The organism is Chitinophaga sp. YR627 (assembly GCF_900114995.1).
Lineage (GTDB): Bacteria > Bacteroidota > Bacteroidia > Chitinophagales > Chitinophagaceae > Chitinophaga.
This window is the reverse complement of sequence record NZ_FOUX01000006.1, coordinates 637,817-654,925: the sequence shown is the minus strand read 5'-3', so window position 1 is coordinate 654,925 and position 17,109 is coordinate 637,817. Positions and strand designations below refer to the sequence as shown.

The 17,109-nt window shown below is 39.4% G+C and carries 12 protein-coding genes; 3 read left to right on the top strand and 9 right to left on the bottom strand.

Features of this window, described 5'->3' with window-relative positions; genetic code table 11:
* Positions 1-283: 283 nt before the first annotated feature.
* The 6 genes from BMZ72_RS31720 to BMZ72_RS31700 all read right to left on the bottom strand — a co-directional run bounded on the left by BMZ72_RS31720 (position 284) and on the right by BMZ72_RS31700 (position 9,165).
* Entirely contained in the window at positions 284-3,145 is a 2,862-nt protein-coding gene (locus tag BMZ72_RS31720; RefSeq protein WP_089814722.1) for a P-loop NTPase, read from the bottom strand.
* Positions 3,146-4,120: 975 nt separating this feature from the next.
* Positions 4,121-4,681, bottom strand: coding sequence for a reverse transcriptase domain-containing protein (locus tag BMZ72_RS36870; RefSeq protein ID WP_218155308.1), 561 nt, complete (start codon positions 4,679-4,681; stop codon positions 4,121-4,123).
* 14 nt (positions 4,682-4,695) lie between these two features.
* A complete protein-coding gene (locus tag BMZ72_RS36865) occupies positions 4,696-5,421 on the bottom strand; it encodes a reverse transcriptase domain-containing protein (protein ID WP_218155307.1) in 726 nt (241 codons plus the stop codon).
* A gap of 710 nt (positions 5,422-6,131) precedes the next feature.
* Positions 6,132-6,674, bottom strand: coding sequence for a hypothetical protein (locus BMZ72_RS31710; protein WP_089814720.1), 543 nt, complete (start codon positions 6,672-6,674; stop codon positions 6,132-6,134).
* A 758-nt stretch (positions 6,675-7,432) separates the two neighbouring features.
* Positions 7,433-8,083 (bottom strand): hypothetical protein, encoded by a 651-nt coding sequence (locus tag BMZ72_RS31705; protein WP_143087838.1) that lies wholly within the window; start codon positions 8,081-8,083, stop codon positions 7,433-7,435.
* 17 nt (positions 8,084-8,100) lie between these two features.
* A complete protein-coding gene (locus BMZ72_RS31700; protein WP_089814715.1) occupies positions 8,101-9,165 on the bottom strand; it encodes a hypothetical protein in 1,065 nt (354 codons plus the stop codon).
* A 753-nt stretch (positions 9,166-9,918) separates the two neighbouring features.
* Here BMZ72_RS31700 and BMZ72_RS31695 point away from each other — a divergent pair.
* The 3 genes from BMZ72_RS31695 (at position 9,919) to BMZ72_RS31690 (ending at position 12,029) form a co-directional block, all read left to right on the top strand.
* Positions 9,919-10,908: a quinone oxidoreductase family protein gene (locus BMZ72_RS31695; RefSeq protein WP_089814712.1), complete on the top strand. Its 990-nt coding sequence runs from the start codon at positions 9,919-9,921 to the stop codon at positions 10,906-10,908.
* Positions 10,909-10,940: 32 nt separating this feature from the next.
* Positions 10,941-11,105 carry a hypothetical protein gene (locus BMZ72_RS36740; RefSeq protein WP_177222991.1) on the top strand — a complete coding sequence of 55 codons (165 nt, stop codon included), beginning with the start codon at positions 10,941-10,943 and terminating at the stop codon, positions 11,103-11,105.
* Positions 11,106-11,561: 456 nt separating this feature from the next.
* Entirely contained in the window at positions 11,562-12,029 is a 468-nt protein-coding gene (locus BMZ72_RS31690) for a hypothetical protein (RefSeq protein WP_089814710.1), read from the top strand.
* A 566-nt stretch (positions 12,030-12,595) separates the two neighbouring features.
* On the opposite strand, the gene BMZ72_RS31685 is transcribed toward BMZ72_RS31690, so the two are convergent.
* From BMZ72_RS31685 to BMZ72_RS31675, 3 genes are all read right to left on the bottom strand, one after another.
* Entirely contained in the window at positions 12,596-13,003 is a 408-nt protein-coding gene (locus tag BMZ72_RS31685) for a hypothetical protein (protein WP_143087837.1), read from the bottom strand.
* 161 nt (positions 13,004-13,164) lie between these two features.
* The gene (locus tag BMZ72_RS31680) at positions 13,165-13,890 is read right to left on the bottom strand and encodes a LytR/AlgR family response regulator transcription factor (protein WP_089814707.1); all 726 of its coding nucleotides are present in this window, start codon (positions 13,888-13,890) and stop codon (positions 13,165-13,167) included.
* Positions 13,891-13,904: 14 nt separating this feature from the next.
* A complete protein-coding gene (locus tag BMZ72_RS31675) occupies positions 13,905-16,922 on the bottom strand; it encodes a sensor histidine kinase (RefSeq protein ID WP_089814705.1) in 3,018 nt (1,005 codons plus the stop codon).
* Between the last annotated feature and the right edge of the window lie 187 nt (positions 16,923-17,109).

Sequence of the window (17,109 nt, the reverse complement as noted above, 5' to 3'; positions counted from 1 at the left end):
CGCCGCCTGATTAAAAACGATTCGCTATCGCATTCAAATTGTTTCTCCCAATTTGGCAAAATGCTCGCTCAAGAGAAATATTCACATTCACCACTTCCATTTACTTACTAAATTGGTCAGATACAATTACTCGTAATGAAGAGCCTCGCTTCAGATTGAACTATACCATATTATATCCGTCTGTTTAAATTAGCAGAATACGACACAACCTATCTTGTTAGATGTTATGCTAATACCACTTCTCAATTTAAGTAACAGTCAATTAAAACGACATCAAACTAAACTAGAGCGATGAGCTAATGGCTTGAGGACTAACATATATACTGGCGTTTTGAAAAACTAGGCTTTTATCAACTTCTGCCAAGTATAACTTCCATTGCTCATAGGTAGTAAAAGTTTTCTTCAAATAAAAAGCCTGAGATTTATTTCCCCTTGCCATCTCGAACAAGTTTCGAGGAGAAAATTGTTCGAATTCCGAAACATTCAAGTAAAACTGAATTGCAGACCAAACTAAAAAACCAGTTATGTTGCATAGATTCTCATCATAGCATCTTTTCAAGATGTTTAATGCTGAATGCCGCGTATCATAAGATCCATAATTACCCTGATTGGCCTCAAGTCTCGCCCAATAAATTAATAAAGGGCCTTTCCTTTCGGAACTTATTATTCTGTCTATACTTTCTTGTAGAATCCATCTAGCAGAATATCTTCCTACTTCACCTAACCTACCTACATACCCTACGCTATATTCCAACTTTGCTAAGAAAATCGCTATTGAATCAAAAGTTACATTCAGATCAAATGCTTTCCTTAGAATCCATCGAGCTGAGTACTTTGCTCCCCCATCCTGGCTGCCAATATTACCAAGCGCAATTTCCATTTTTGCCCAAGTCAAATAGTTAACACGATGAGGATCAACTTCCATACTTTTTCGTAGGAGCCATCTTGCTGAGTAAGCAGACTTGAAATCAATATCTCCAAAATTTCTGCAACGAATTTCGAGGTCAGCCCAGGCGTTGTATGTATTTGAAATAGGATATCGTTCCACCATATGCTTAAAAATCCACCTCGCTGAATATTCAGGAGCAAAATTCAACTCACCAATGTTATTATTGTCAATCTCTACCGATGCCCAATTCTGCAAAACTTGCGGACCCATTTTACGTTTGAATGCATAATAATATATCCATCTTGCTGAAAATTCATGATCGATATTTACATCTCCTAGATTGTTTTCCTGGACTTCTAATCGTGCCCATTTAGAGAATAATTCGCCATTTTTGACCTCTTGGTTAAATGCTTGTTTAAATATCCAGCGAACGGTATTTTCATTCTCAAAACTACCTACTGCTCCATGCTCTAATTCGATGTCGGTCCATTTTGAATAGTTTTCAGCTATTCGCGGATTTATTTCCGAAATTCTTTTACATAACCAACGCGCTGAAAATTTATAATAATCACCAATATTGTTACTCTTCACAAGATCATCAACGAAAATTAAATAAGATTTGAAAACCAGTCGATGGGATATCGCCATCCTAACTAGCTCTAATGCTAACTCATTATTACCAAGTTTCCTTAAAAATGGCGGAATTGCAGCAATAATTGGCTTATTCGCTGCTTGATTTTGCATTGCACATTCATAAATAATAGAAGTATACACATCATTTAATGAAAGGACTGGAAGCTCAGAACCCAACAGATGTTGAAAGTAAATCTCAGCGATCAAAGGATTACGAGTGTGAATGAATCGCCCCGCATTCTGTTGAAAAAAAGCTTCTGCTGCTAGATGCCTTTTTATTAACTGAAATTCGTTTTGATTTACTTCCATCAGACGTAGGAGTAATGTATCAGAGCACAAGGGTATGTTAGGATGGCTTTTATGAAGAATTTCTATGGCAACTATAAAGGATATTGCTTTAAGCGTCAAAAATCCGTTTTCCCATCTTCTGATATTATTGATTACATCCGCAATATAGTATTCGAATTTCTGACCTTTTGTGGCTAATATCATGGTTGCCAATAAAAATGCCCTTTGGGACTCGTTCTGCATTTTTACTTCAAATGCCTCACTAACGTCTTGATGCATCATTTTTTCCTTTCGAAGGAGGATCCCAAGCTGTTTGACTTCTTGCATACTTAAAGTCGAAAGGGAATATTCATCCTTACCTATAAGCAATTGCAGATCCTTCGAATGAGTTGAATTCTCTAGATACTTAATCCATTCATTTTTCCGACTACCAAGTACAAGCTTTATATTTCGTTTTAATTTAACTCCTTTAATAAAATCATATAAGTTCTCAATGTAGCTAGCCTGATCAATAATTATCAGGTATTCTTTTCCTTTGTCAAACTGAATTTCTAATATATCGATATTTGAAACGCCCTCAAAGGAGTAATAAACTTGATACTTCTTATCTAAATAGTAAGATCCAATTTGCATTAAGAGAGTACTTTTTCCTTCCCCTCCTGCACCAGTAACTAAAGCAATTCTACTTTTATCTAGAGTAGAGATAATACTAGTGAATATATCCCTTTGGAATGTATGTTTCTTTATTATACTCCAATTTGGTGGTTCGCCTGAATAATATTGTTGCGGATAGCCATCTTTTTTATCTCTAATATCTTCCAGAGAGAGTTTCTTGAAATTTGTATTTTCCTCAATGCGCTTTCTTATGTTTCCAATAAACTCTTTATATGAGGTTTCAAAATAGTTCCGAAAAAGGTTGTTATCTAGATTATTTTTTAGATAGCTCTCAATTTCAAAGTCATCAAATAGGGTATATGCAAGCAATTGTCTGCTTGAATTGGTAATTAATCCATCCAGTTTTACCTGAAGGCCAGATGTATAATTAGTCGAATAAAAACCGTAAAACGCATTACAATGTTTGGATACCACTCTGTCTAGAATATCATTTTCTATTGAAATGCCAATTGAGCTACTGAAATGGAACTTGCAGCTTACCAATATTCTCAATCGCTGCGGATTATTGCCAATCATAACTTCTTCTTCAATAATTAAGTCGGCACCGCCATCCTGCCCAAGAGCAGCCTTTTGAATAACCACTGCGCCACGATCTTTAAAGAACGCTTCCGCAAACTGCTCCCATCTGTGTGAAGTGTTTATCTCTTTGAAATTTATCATCGATACCTACAGTATAAAAGGATTCATAAAACTCAGTAAAGAGTTATTCTTAATAATCCAATTTAATATAAATAAATAATAATGTATTCATTTTTAGTGCGCTAGTTCTGGAGGAATTCAAGAAACTCATCATTCGTTCATATTCTCTTGTCTTAATCTGTTCTTAGACAATAGTTCCGGATGCCATTGACTATAGTGTACTTATTATTATAATAAGTTTGTATTGTGTACGTGATTAAATTATAAAAAAAACATTGATATATCCGATGTCTTTATACATTTAGGTATAAATTTCATATTCTTTTAATATATTTTCCGGATCCTAAAAATTGTTGATAATACACCGTTATAAGCCTCTAGTTGATACAAGCAAAACATATTTATTCATACTTTACGTTTTCCACCTCTCTATATCTAAAATCAATGTATACCTCATCTCTGCATATTTTCATTTAAAAGATCACTGTCCCTGAATAATAAGACGTTTATATAATATGTTTTACACAACTTTCTTGGGAGATGACTACTTCAGGCTGAACAAAAAAACAGCATTTCACTGGCATTATTGTTAACAAAACGTTAATGATAAATACTCTTATTAAGGAACAACTGGAGGCTACAAATCAACGCATAAAGCTACGCTAACGTCATTTTATCGTTATGCGATCCTTGGAAGATATGCGGACGCAAGAAATCACCCTTCGTATAACCTAAGAGATCATAGCTTATACACGCTACGCGATCAAGACAATATATGAACAGTTTCCAAGATATGCTCTGATAGTTTTTCTTTTGAGTCTCCCCCAAACATCAACACTAAAATAGCTGGAAATGCTGTATTACATTAGACTTTCAAGTTTAATGATTCTAACTTATTAAATATCAACACCAGCCGGTTCCGGGTAGAGCGGATCGTTACCTCCCCGCTCCCCCACAGACCCGTGCGAGCAGCTTTCCTGCACACGGTTCCTCTGTCTACGGCTTCGCTAATTGATAACTGTGATAGACCTTGGGTCTTATAAGGGGTATCCATTCCATAGTTAGCTTTCTTATCTTTTCCCATGTCCAGACACGCTTACCTCCGCGATGGTTTAGCCATTTATAGAGCAAACATTTAGTCCGGTTATAGTACGTATGTAGCTTCCTGATATTGAATGTTATACCATAATAGGCGTAATGGCCGCGTAGCTTCTGGTTCAGTGCTTCTATAAGCTCAGCCATGGGTTGCTTGTGTCTGTAGAACTTGATCCAGTCATTCAGCCGTTTCAAAGCCGCATTCAGTTTCTTACTGCTTGTTTTGCGCTTAAGGATACGTTTTCCATTTCGGCTTTTACTTATGTAGTGAGTAAAACCTAAAAAGTCAAACGTCGTACGGGGATGATCTTCTCCATCATCATCCAGATCTATTAACCTGGTCTTTTCTGGGTGAAGGGTCAGCCCGTATTTACTTAATCGTTTGGGTAATACTTCCATCACTCGTAATGCATCTTCCTTATTGGTAAACCCCAGCAGATAGTCATCTGCAAAACGGATCATAAAGCTGTCATCCTTTAGTAATCGCTGGATTTGATCTTTGAACCAGGTATCCAGTACATAGTGCAGGTAAATGTACTCAGTAACGGAGATATACTACCGCCCTGAGGAGTACCTTCCGTGGGATACACTACCTGACCGTTCTCCAGTATACCTGCCTTCAGCCATTTGTCTATCATTTTCCTTATCACACCATCTTTTATCTTCAGGTCAAGGAACTCACGCAGGTAGCCATGATTGATGCTACCAAAGTAGTTTTGCATGTCTGCGTCTATAATATAACGCATCCGGTTCATGCTCACTTCTCTGGACAGTTCTTCTACTGCCTGGCGTTGGGATTTGCCCGGCCTAAATCCATACGATTCATGATAGAATATCCCTTCATATATCGGTGTCAGTATACGCGACACAGCCGTCTGTAGCAGTTTGTCTTCCATTGTTGGAAGACCTAACGGCCGCAGCTTCCCATCTCCTTTGGGTATAAATACCCGCCGGATATTGGGGGCTCGGTATTTGCCGCTTCTAAAAGCTGTCAATAATTCTGGGATTCTCTCATTTCTTTGTTTATTGTAATCAGTCCATTTCTCCGCATCTACTCCGCTTGCACCCTTCTTATTCAGGGAATCGAAGCAGTCATGCAATAGTCTGATGTCAATAAAATCATGTAGGTTAGTCAGCGCTTCTCCCGGATACTTCCTTGCCCGGGTCGCTATCTGCATCTCTACTGTTAACACTTCGTTCATGTCTCTGGTACATTTAGTGTTGCTAAGATGATAGTTTCGTAAACAAACATCCCCCTTCCCTACTGAGTGGCTTTCATAGAGCTGATTTCCCACCCTTCTAACGGTACTATGAGGATGCTAAGACTGCCTTCGTCCTTCTCCTTACCTTCAATTTCTCTCGGTTCGGATACCTCCCGATATCGTCTTTTCTTAGCGCTTAATAAGGTGACGATATAAACCCTGTAAGCCTGGATTGTTATTGTTCGGTCAATCCTATAAACCGACTTCCGTTTGGAGACGTTAGGCTCTCCTGTGTTCCCGTATCACCCCAGTCTGCCTTTGATATGTTCTCAGACCCCGGTCGAATCGCCCCACTCGTCTATAACGCAGGTTTGATGTTGCCTGAGCTTTTCGAACAACTAAAGCTTCAACGTCCAGGACAGTTTCGAGGCTCAATAGCATACCGTCAGCAGTCGCTGTCTACGCTTCGTGCCATCATCTCTGACGACTACGCAAGACTCGCTTCCGATGGTTGACTAGATCTTGTCGGACAGGATTGACTACCTGTCGGGTAATTTCGAGGTGTTTCATCTAAAAAAATCCCCACCTCACGGACTTTGCACAGCGCAATCGAAAACGTTCCGCTACTGGGCACAAAAAATAGAAAATCCGCTCTAATAGCGGATTTTCTATTTCAGGCCAATTTAAGATCCTGAATAAGTCATTTATAATTAATTTGAAAATGGTTCGATTTGTGACGAACCAAGTCGAGAACTTGTCGAATTGGAGACTACTTTAACTGCTTTAAATCCGTGGCTATCTATTTGGGGAGCTATTTTCGCAAACGCTAACGAGATAACCAAAGCGACTATCCAGGCAAGGCTATAAGCAACCGTCTCATTTACTGTTTGTCTGCCAAACCATGTTTCCCATCCACCCTTTTCACCTAAAAAATTCTTTTCTGTAGTAGAAATATATTTACTTAAACGAAATCCTAGATGATACATGCCCGAGGCAAATCGGATAGAGCATACGAGCAGAAAAAGAAAAGGCAACCACGATGCAGCATCTGTAGTAACTTTATTAGTCATTATCCAAGCAGCTAGTGCCGCAGCCCCCCCAAAACCAAATTTTTCCAACTTCCATAATTCTTCAAGTCTGGAAATAACCTCCGAACGTAGATGTATATATTCCTCTTTAAGAAATTCATTCTTTGAGGATTGAGATATAGGAGTACCCATCGGTGGACCGGATGCTGTTTTTATGTCTTCCATAATAAGATATTATAAGAATGACTACTAGGAACAATAAGCTGTTGCAATTCAAATCTAGTGTTAGATCTAACAGTAATAAAAATAAGGTTCTTAGCTTTCTTAGAAAATACCAAGTAGTGGGTATTTTCCAGCTATCTGATCAATAGCTGGGTTGATTTTCTTCATGAGACAGATAATAACATCAATCGCCCTTAAATCCTTTCTTTACAGAAATTAACGGAAGATCTACTAAGCAACATTATTGTGCCCAATAGGGTATGCTGGCACGTAACGACAAACGCCGTAGATATTATCTCTGTCGCTTTTGTTTAATAAACATCAAGTTATCATATAACTACATCTGGGATTTCCAGTAGCGAAATTGAATCTATCAAACCTAAGCCTAATTCTGCTTTAGTCAATTTTAACATATCCATGTAACCCACCCATTTCCAGAAAGATCGGAGGAATCTTTTTTAGATTATCATTGTTACCATTGTAAATCTCATGAAACTTATCAATTATCTCTTTTGAGAACTTGCTGTCATTAGCTTCCATACCAAATTCAATTCTTTGGATAAATATCATAAATAAAAATGTTATATGCTGACATTTTTCATTTGTTCTGATTCACATGTTTTGATGAAACTAAAGCTCTCATAATCAGTAATACTTGGTTCGAAAACGATTCACTACTGGGCACTAAAAGTAAAAGGTCGGAGAAGTCTCCGACCTTTTACTTTTAGGATTGTCAAGATCTACTCTGGGCTCGTGTTTCTTTACTCTCCTTGCGCTTTCGCCCTTTTTTCTATAATCTGTTCAGCCTCCATGTTAAAAATCGAATTCGGATATTTCTTGATGAACTTTTCCGGCGTCATACCCCAGTCGTGGTTTTGTGCATCCACCTCTGCCTGAGTAATCGTGCCTTGCGCTACCTTCATTTCAAAACACAGCCGATAAAGGGTGCTGATAAACCCACCCAGCGTGGAGCCGTTTTTAAAGTATACGTCGACATGTTCTATTTTTATACTTGACACTACTTTTCCGTCTTCGATATCGCGGATAATTGACGATGCACCTCTTTCTAGATGTATCCTGACGATAATTACCTCATCGCTCATTTCGTGCCGGGTAACTCCTTTCACTTTCGCCATGTTGATGCTATCCGTCAGGAAAAGCACCTCCCTCCCGCCATATTTGGCGTATACGGCATGAGTAGCCAGTTGGTTATAAAAAGCTATCTTGAAACTGGTTTCAGGATAGCTGAATTCATATTTTGAACCGCGGATAGTATAGGTGATATTATTGCCATCCATCTGGTAGCTGCTTAGTACTTTTGTATAGTGATCGGCACGCTCGTAAGCTAACCTTTGCGCCTGTACAGAAAAGATATTAACGAACAATATTATCGGAAGGAAAAGATATTTCAAGGTGTCACTTTTTTAATTTACTTACTAATTTCATCAGCTTCCAGTTTGCCCTCTTTGGTAATATAGTATATCATACTGGCATCATAGCCGGTAATCACTTCAAAAAAAGCATCATAAGTAGATTTATCGCGGAGCTTCTTTTTATCCATATAAGTGCCATTCACTACCCAGCCCACTTGAACATGCCTGCGGTTAGCCGACTGAAAAGGCTGCAGTTCGTACCGCCGTTTGGTTTTGTAATTATATATTGCACCGTTAGAAAAGTCATAAGAAGCATGCGGGGCGGCACCTCGTCCAAAAGACTTTCCTTCCAGCAATATAAAATAGTCCCCGGAAAAGTGAAGGATCGTAGAGATCTTGTCATCATTCAGCAATCGCTTTCCGGTAGCGTCTACCAGATCGGAAATTACATGATTGTCTGCTGTTTCGTTTAAGATAGCGATGCCGATACCTGGTGGAAATTTGTCACGGTTTTCCGGATCCAGACTAGGTCTTCTTGCACCGATACAAACTTTGAATTCATCATTGTCCAGGATTTTCCTGTTGTTAAGCACGAAGTAATTGATGTCTCTGTACAATTTATAAACCCGGTTATTGCGCTCACCCTGGTTAATGTCAAAAATCATATCAGATACCGAATGATTATCCGTTTCGGCGTCGTCATATAAGCAACCTACAGCCATTCCAGTTACTGAAACGGATGCCTTCTTAGTGGGAGTTGCCGTGTTTGCTTTATTGGCGGGCATTGTTACCGCGAGTTCTGTAACGCCTTTATCCGCGGCCCTTTTGTTTTTAAGTGCTGTTTCCTGTGCCTGTTTCTCCGCCAGGGCCTTTGCGGCCTGTTCCGCAGCTCTCACGTCCGTGCGACGCTTGTCTTCCGCCTTTCGGGCAACAGCTTCTTTTGCATCCTCTGCATCACATGCTGGGCATTGCGTATGACCTTCTGCATACACATTTTTATTCCTCAGGCTGTTTTTGGCATATCTGCAAAAAGACCCCGTCGTAGCAACGTGAGATTGAGCTGAAATATCGATTATCATAGACAGCAGCAGCGCCGCAAGGAAAAACAAGCTTTTTATCATAGGTGGTATTATACCCTAATATAAAGCATTTGCTGATGCTAAACTCGAAAAAACCAAAGTAAAAGGGGCTGGGCAAACCCATTAAGCAGTTGACTATCTGCATAAGAGTACGAAAAACTGCGTAACAGTACATCAGGATACTTGCGGATAGATCCAACAACATCAACCGCAGCTACTAAGTTGGTAGCTCCGCATCTAAATGAGCATCGATACGTTGCTCTACATTGTCTCTCACAGTCAGCCAAAACAAGTTCAGATAAAACATGTGTAAATTGCCCGGCGGCTACACTCTTACTCACACTTATATCTAAGATATTTTCGTCCGTCCTATTACGGAAAACACGATTAAAATATTGATAAAGCATTGATAATCTGTACAAAATGGTTCGATTTTATTCCAATAGTGGGCACAAAAGCGGAAAGATCGGAGTCTCCGACCTTTCGCTTTTTAATATTGTCATCATAAATTCCGTAGTAGATGCAAAAGCCATCGCCGAGGTTGATGAGCGCTTTTCTGATTGCCGTACCACCTCCATTATAACTTACCACTCATATTTCGCAATCCGATATTCTATTATCTTCTTTTATACTTCCTGGTGATTCCCCCAACGATATCATTTCCCCCTGATACGATCCATCCATATAATTCATTGTATCATCCACAATTCTCCGTGTTTGATACATTTCTAAAACACCTCTGAAATCTTACATTTGCATTGATAGTTTAGCCATATCCATTTAACAGCACCAATAATGAAAACAATCGAATTCACAAATCCAGGACCATACGACGTATTGTCCTGGATGGATAGATCCCAACCAACGCACATTGAAGGGCACATACTCGTGAAGATTATATATGCAGCTGTCAACGCTGTTGATGATTCCGTTCGGAGTGGACGGCTCCCTGCCAGACGCTCACCAGCGATACTCGGAAATGAAGCTGTTGGTATTATTGTCAAAGGTAATGATGAGCTATCTGCCGGAACCAGAGTAATCGTATCTTGCTTTACAGCTGATGGCCAGATTCGGGGAATATATGTTGATGGTGTATGGCAGGAATATCTTGTAGTAAAACCAGAAGAACTGATCCCAATCTCAGAGCATATATCAGATGAGCAGGCGGCCGCGTTTCCTGTAAGCTTCTTTTCAGCACAGGCTTGCTTAAATAAGGCGGATTTTCAGCCAGGGAAAAGCATTCTTTCATTAGCAGTAGGCGGCGGTGTTGGTAACGCAGGCATTCAACTAGCCAAAGCGCATGGTGCTTCACTAGTTATTACTACAGCCGGTTCCACAGCAAAAGCAGAATTGGCAGGCTCCCTCGGATTCGAAAACATTATTGACCTGTCAAAGGAAAAAATCAGTGAGGGTGTTGCAAGACTAACGGATGGTAAGGGTGTAGATATAGTAATTGATAGCCTTGGTGGCAACCTAACCGGGGACGCAGTACACTCGTTAAGTCGTAATGGTATTCTGGTAGCTATTGGATATTCCGCAGGCACTACCTTCAACGCCAATATTACGGATTTCGTATGGAAAGGCTTGCAAATGCGTGGACAAAGCCTTAATGGCTGGTTTAATCATATCGCTCAAAAGCAAATTTGGAACCAGTTAATGCCATTATTTGAAAGTGGCAAATTAAAACCGCATGTCGCTAAAATTTTCGACGCCGAAAAGGTAGCTGCGGCACAACGTTATTTGATAGAAGACAAACCCTTTGGTAAAGTACTACTTAAATTTTAAATGAGAGTATTCGGAATAATCAGATCTCCGTAATGCAAGTAATCATATGCATAGAAGAATTCCTCAAAATAGATGAACGACTGGTCAACCGGGGAATTACGCACTTTACTCAGACCAACGGAGAATTGGGCACATCTTTAATGGCAGATCTAAAAATGTTTTCACTCATGACCCAACGGGGAAGAGACGGCGACTGATTAGCTTGGTATATTGAAACAAATTCCTCACTATCCATTTTAATAGTGTACCTTACATGTATTCAATAGCAATAGTAACAACTCCAACTTCTCCGACACACTAATTTCAATTCTTACTACTGCCTTCATTAATCTTTAAGTAGCGTAAAAAGTATTCTTTACATCGAAAGGCTGTGGATATTTCTTTCGATTATAGCAATATCATGCCTATATGGTACTCACTTCCCTCGTAAAACGTGAAATACCCACCATTACAGATATTGCAAAGGAGTAAGATATCGGAATGATTCCGGACAAAGCTCCTTTTACTATTTTGAACATGCACTTACGGAGAGTGCTCATGTTCATGCACTCCACGGAGATTTTCCAGGCACCTATATTATAACAATTAAAAGGATACAGGACGGAGAAGAATTTTTAGAACTTTAATTTTCAATTCTAAAAAAATATCAAACAATGAAACATTCAAAAGTTTTCCTAATCGCCAGCTTACTGATTTTTTATGCCTCATCAGTTTTTTCACAAAAGTATAAAACCGCTTCAGATACTGTTAAGTTGAACCAAGAATATGTTTCGGTAAGCAATGAAATTGCCGAACTTACGTCTAAACTTACCATTGCTCAAAATAACATGCCTGGTTATCAAACCAAAGCCGGAGATGCAAATTCTGATGCGCAAAGCAGTGCTGATGCAAGTAGCAAACAGGCATCGAGGGCTACAAATGGTGACATAGGCGATGCGAAAAACGCAAAAAAGAAAGCAAACAAAGCTTACAACAATGCCCAGGATGCCAGGGATGCAGACAATAAGGTAAAAAGGCAGGATAAAAAAATAGCCAACCTTAATTCTCAATTAGAGAAAAAACAAGCACGGCTTAGGGAATTAGATGATATGAAATTAGCCATAGTGAATAAATCTCTGTAGAGAGATACTTATTTCTAAACCTACAATCAACGTCACTGAAATAACTTACTAAGAATCAGACTGACCTGGTTCGAAAATGATTCGCTACTGGGCACAAAAGCGGAAGAAGCCGTCTCAAAAGTAATTTGGGACGGTTTCTTTCTGTATTTATAATTCTTAGGAGCATCTCCATCCTTCTGTCATACATGCAGCGAACAACAAAAATGCTCCATTCAATATTCAGATTGCTATTAATGGTATGCTGTCAATAAGACCTTTTAAATAGTTCTATGGAGCCGAGTAGGATAATGTGGAATTGCAGGCCCATGAATATGAGCCAGAACAGTATACTATAGCGCAGGCGTCGCAGTCCAAAACAAGCCATAGATACCCACACCGATAAGGGAAGGAAAGTTACCGCAGCCGTTAAGGTACCCGGAGTGTGCCCTATGCCCGCAAAAAATGGCAAAATGTGCGTCAGGCCATTACACATACAGACAGACAGGACAACCAGGTGAGGTTACAATATTGTTACAGCGCCCACAGTGCCTATCCATAGCCAAATCAGGTCGAAAATATACATAGATCTACCGGATATCCGAATTGACCAGTACTATTTTCAGTCCTATGGCTGCGCTGGGTGGGGCTACCATGCTGCCATCAGAGCCCTGAATTTCAATAATATATAAACCTTTCTCATAGAAACAGACAATGGTACTTCCATCCAGTACATCCGGCAGGGATTCATATCTGATATCAGTCGTATTGAAAGTCATATACGAGAGAACTCCATTGGTCTGTACTACATGATCGTCTATTTCAGGAACGGGAATATCAACATAGTAAGTATTACTTGCTGCATCATACTTCCAGTCATCTGGCTGCAATGTTTTTAAAATAGTGATATTGGGCTGTACAACCTGTGTGATCTCCTTTTTGCAATTGGAAAAGAAAACCAATACTAATAATAGCGGATATAGGAGTAATGATTTCATAATGATGTTTTTTAAATATATTCCGGCGCCAATTTTATCAGCTAAATATGGGCGCAATTTACCATACAGCATGACATTACTGCAGCACTTGATGCAGACAACGCGGGTTTTGTTGTGAATGGCTTATTTTCTATTGTGAATGGACAAAAGGTGGTAGCAGGTTACCCTAATTTGAGGTGGTTAAACAGGTTATCCCGGAGTGATCTGCTTATGGGGATCTCCGTTTTATTTATAACGAGATATCCTGGGTTGATTGCCTGTACATGATTTATATTGACGGCATAACTCCTATGCACACGTACAAATGATGGCAATCCTATTAATGAGATGTAATCCTGCAGCGTATTTCTCACCAGCAGCTTCTCATCAACGGTATAGACATTCAGATAGACATTATCACTTTCAAGATACAGAATATCATCAATCCTGACCTTTTTTAGCAATGCACCTTGCTTTATAAAAATGGCATCTCTGACTATGTAGTTTCCTGCTACCTCTTTTTTTGATCCGGGTGTTGCATAATTATGTAGACATAACTCTATTGCGGTATAGAGATCATCTTTGCGAAAAGGTTTTACGAGGTAAGCCTGTGGATGTACATCTTTGGCCCTTTTTACAGTAGACTGGTCAGCATTGGCCGTTAAAAATATAAATGGAATACCGGCATCTGCGCGGATACTGGCCGCCAGGTCTATACCATCTCTGTAACCGCTCAGTTGTATGTCGATCAGAAGCAGATCCGGTTTTTCCGTAACGATCATATGCAGCGCTTCCGTATAGTTTCCTGCAGGTTCTGTAACTTCATAACCTAGTTCCTTGAGCGTATTGGCAATACCAAGCGCAATAATCATTTCATCTTCCACTATACCTATTTTTATCTTTTGCATAGGACCAGAATATATTAAGCTATATTTTTTCGTGTGTGTGTATCAAGGAATGTTATCAAAAAGCAACGCTCTTTCATTATATAGGAAAAGCTTCCTCCAATTTGACGGGTGAGGCTCCTGATAAGTGTCATACCCAAACTTTTATTGATTTTTAAATCGTAATTGTCCGGTAATCCAGGACCATTGTCATAGTAATGGAGCATGAAGGTACTACCCTGCTGTTCAAGTATTATTTTCATGAAGCCTTCCTTATTATCTCCGTAGGCATATTTAAATGAATTTGTCATAAGTTCATTTAATATAAGGCCCAGAGGAATGGCGGTGTCAAGATCCAACCATGTTGATGCAACATCATTCTGTAAATGTATGTGCTGTCCGGGTTTGGCATATACCGGTATTATTTGCTGAAGCAATTCATGAATAAAACCCGCCAGTTCTATTCCGGTCAGATCATCTTTATGATAAAGCTGAAAATGGACCAGGGATATCGAACTGATACGGGATACACTTTCTTCAAGCAATTGTCTTGCCTTTTCATCTGATACCGTTGAAAGCTGCAGGCTCAAAAGTGTGCTGACAACCTGAAGGTTATTTTTTACCCGGTGATGTATTTCTTTCAATAATACATCTTTTTGCTGTCCGGAAATTTTTAGTTGATTGATTGTTTGTTCCAATTCAGCTGTCTTTTGTTTCACAACACTGTCCAGTCGTATATTTTCTTTTCTGAAACGATAAGTGCGCCACTTATATCCGATAAATATAATACCAGCTGTGACGATCAGTACCAGTAGTATAAACCAGGTACGCAGGTAAAATGGTTTGATAACGTCTATCTGGAATAATAACTCATTTGCCGCCCACTCACCTTCACCTGACTGTGCCTTTATATGAAGCGTCAATTTGCCGTATGGAAGACTACTTAACTGAAGTGCCGGTTCTTTAAAACTTATCCATCCGGAGCTTATTTCATTGATCTTCCAGTAATAAATATTTTGCCTGGCATTGTCGAACGTTAGCAATGCAAGATTAAGATTAAAGAAACGGTCGCCTGGCTGCAATGTAATAGCGGAAGTATGTATTAGTTCTGCCGTTTTATCTACCAGTTTTCCTATTTCCCCATCAAACTGCTCAAAGAAGGAAACCTCCAGTGGCATTCGTGTTATTTTGTCGTCATCAGCATCAAACTCATCCGGGTTAAAGACGGTTATACCATTAATTGTACCCAGATACAGGTTCCCGGTTTTATCCCGCGTATGTGATAACCGGTTAAATTCGTTATCCGAAATACCATCGTCAGTTAAATATGTTTTTACATGCAGGCTCGTTTTATCAAACCTTATCAATCCATAATCGCTGGTCAACCAGAGGCGGCCCCTATTATCACCATATACTGCGCAGATGTTATTATTACTAAGTCCGTCGGCTACTGTAAAGAGACGATATTTGTGATGTAACCTGTCCCATTTTAACAACCCATTAGCAGCTGCCAGCCAGTAAATACCGCCCGTATCATGGTATATATGATGAACATCTGCTACAGGCAAAAAATACCTGCCTGTATCTGCTGATGAATAACGTGCGACGATACCTTTTGCTGAATCATATTCGTATAGACCGGAATTACTGCAAATCCATTTGCGTCCACCATCATCATCTACAAAATCGATAACAAGAGATGCCGCCAAACTTTTATACCCATTATATTTTGTAAAATCCGAAAATCTGTGTTTTAAAAGGTTGTAATATTTCAATCCCCGCCAGCCCCCGGTCAGGAAACTGTCCTGTGAAATCTGAGTTATCTTCCAGGTTGTTTCCAGATTCGATGTCTGCCGCCCCGGAGGTACCAACCATTTTTTGTCATGGATATAGATTTGATCTTCCCGCAAACCTAATAACCGGCCATCCCTCAGTTTAGTAAGCGAGAAAAGACGCATATTACTTTCTGCAAATGGTGAAAATCTTTTCGTAACCTTTGTTGACAGGTTGATCTCATATAGACCTCTTGCTTCATTTACGGCATATAAATTATTGCTATCTACCAGGAGCGTGCGGAAGCTGTTATTACCAATTTCGTCCCCTTCAGCATAGAAATACCTATGGAATTTATTTTTCGTAACAGTGATATGATCCAGCCCGAAACCGGAAGAGATCCATACCTCATTGTCACTTACAATAAAAATTGTGGAACTATAGGTGCGATGTAATGGCTCCAATTTACCCACTATATCGTTTAACATGACACCACCGATTTCGTAATTTCCAGGCAACTTATACGGCAGGTATTGTCCATTCATCGTGTACATGCATAACCTGGCAATATTTTGATGCACGTCCACATCTGTAACTGGTTTCCAGGTATTTTGTTTTCCTGGCATATATTTAGTCACGTTGTAGCTACCTGTTTCCTGGGTAGGTAGCCAGGATAAAGAGTCTTCCTGATGCCTGCACTGCCGCAGGAGCTTACCCTGTATATCTATTTCGCAGAAAAGATTAGCGGAATCTAACACCCAAAAAGTATTATTATTGCTCCACGTTAACCAACGGACAACATTTACTGGATAGTTTATCTTATGTAATCCGGCGCCGGCACTCCAGGTGAAAAAATAGGGTTTATGTGAGCTTCCGGCAAAGAGCGTGGTATCGTTAAACTTTTGCAACAGGTTGAAACGAAATGTTTCGTTGTAGCCCGTTTTTTCTTTAAAGGATATCGATTTTCCCGTGAGAGGATCAAAGATGAAAAGGTTATTATCTTTGTCCTGATAAAAATCTGAACCCATTATCCAGCAACAGCCATTGTTATCCAGGATCATTCTGCCCAGGTTATTAAAAGGAAGGTTGTTTTTCTCAGCAGTATATACTTTAAAGCTATAACCGTCGAAACGATTTAGCCCCTTCGCGGTGCACAGCCAGATAAAACCAGCCGGGTCTTTACAAACACTATTCACCTGCCTGTCACTTAACCCATCTTCTACTCCCCAACTTTTTATATGAATGTTATATACCTGACCACTTACTGATAAGTTGATAATCAATAATATAGAGATCAATAGTTTCAGATGGTACGTTTTGGTAGTAAAAATACATATTTGTTAAGGAACGTTAGTCCAGGAATTGAATAATTTCCTGTTTACAATTAGAACCTATTAAGTACTTTCTGTTAAAGTGGAATATTATGAGCTAATTCTGCAAAATTTTGTAAGTATTTCATAACCAATTCAA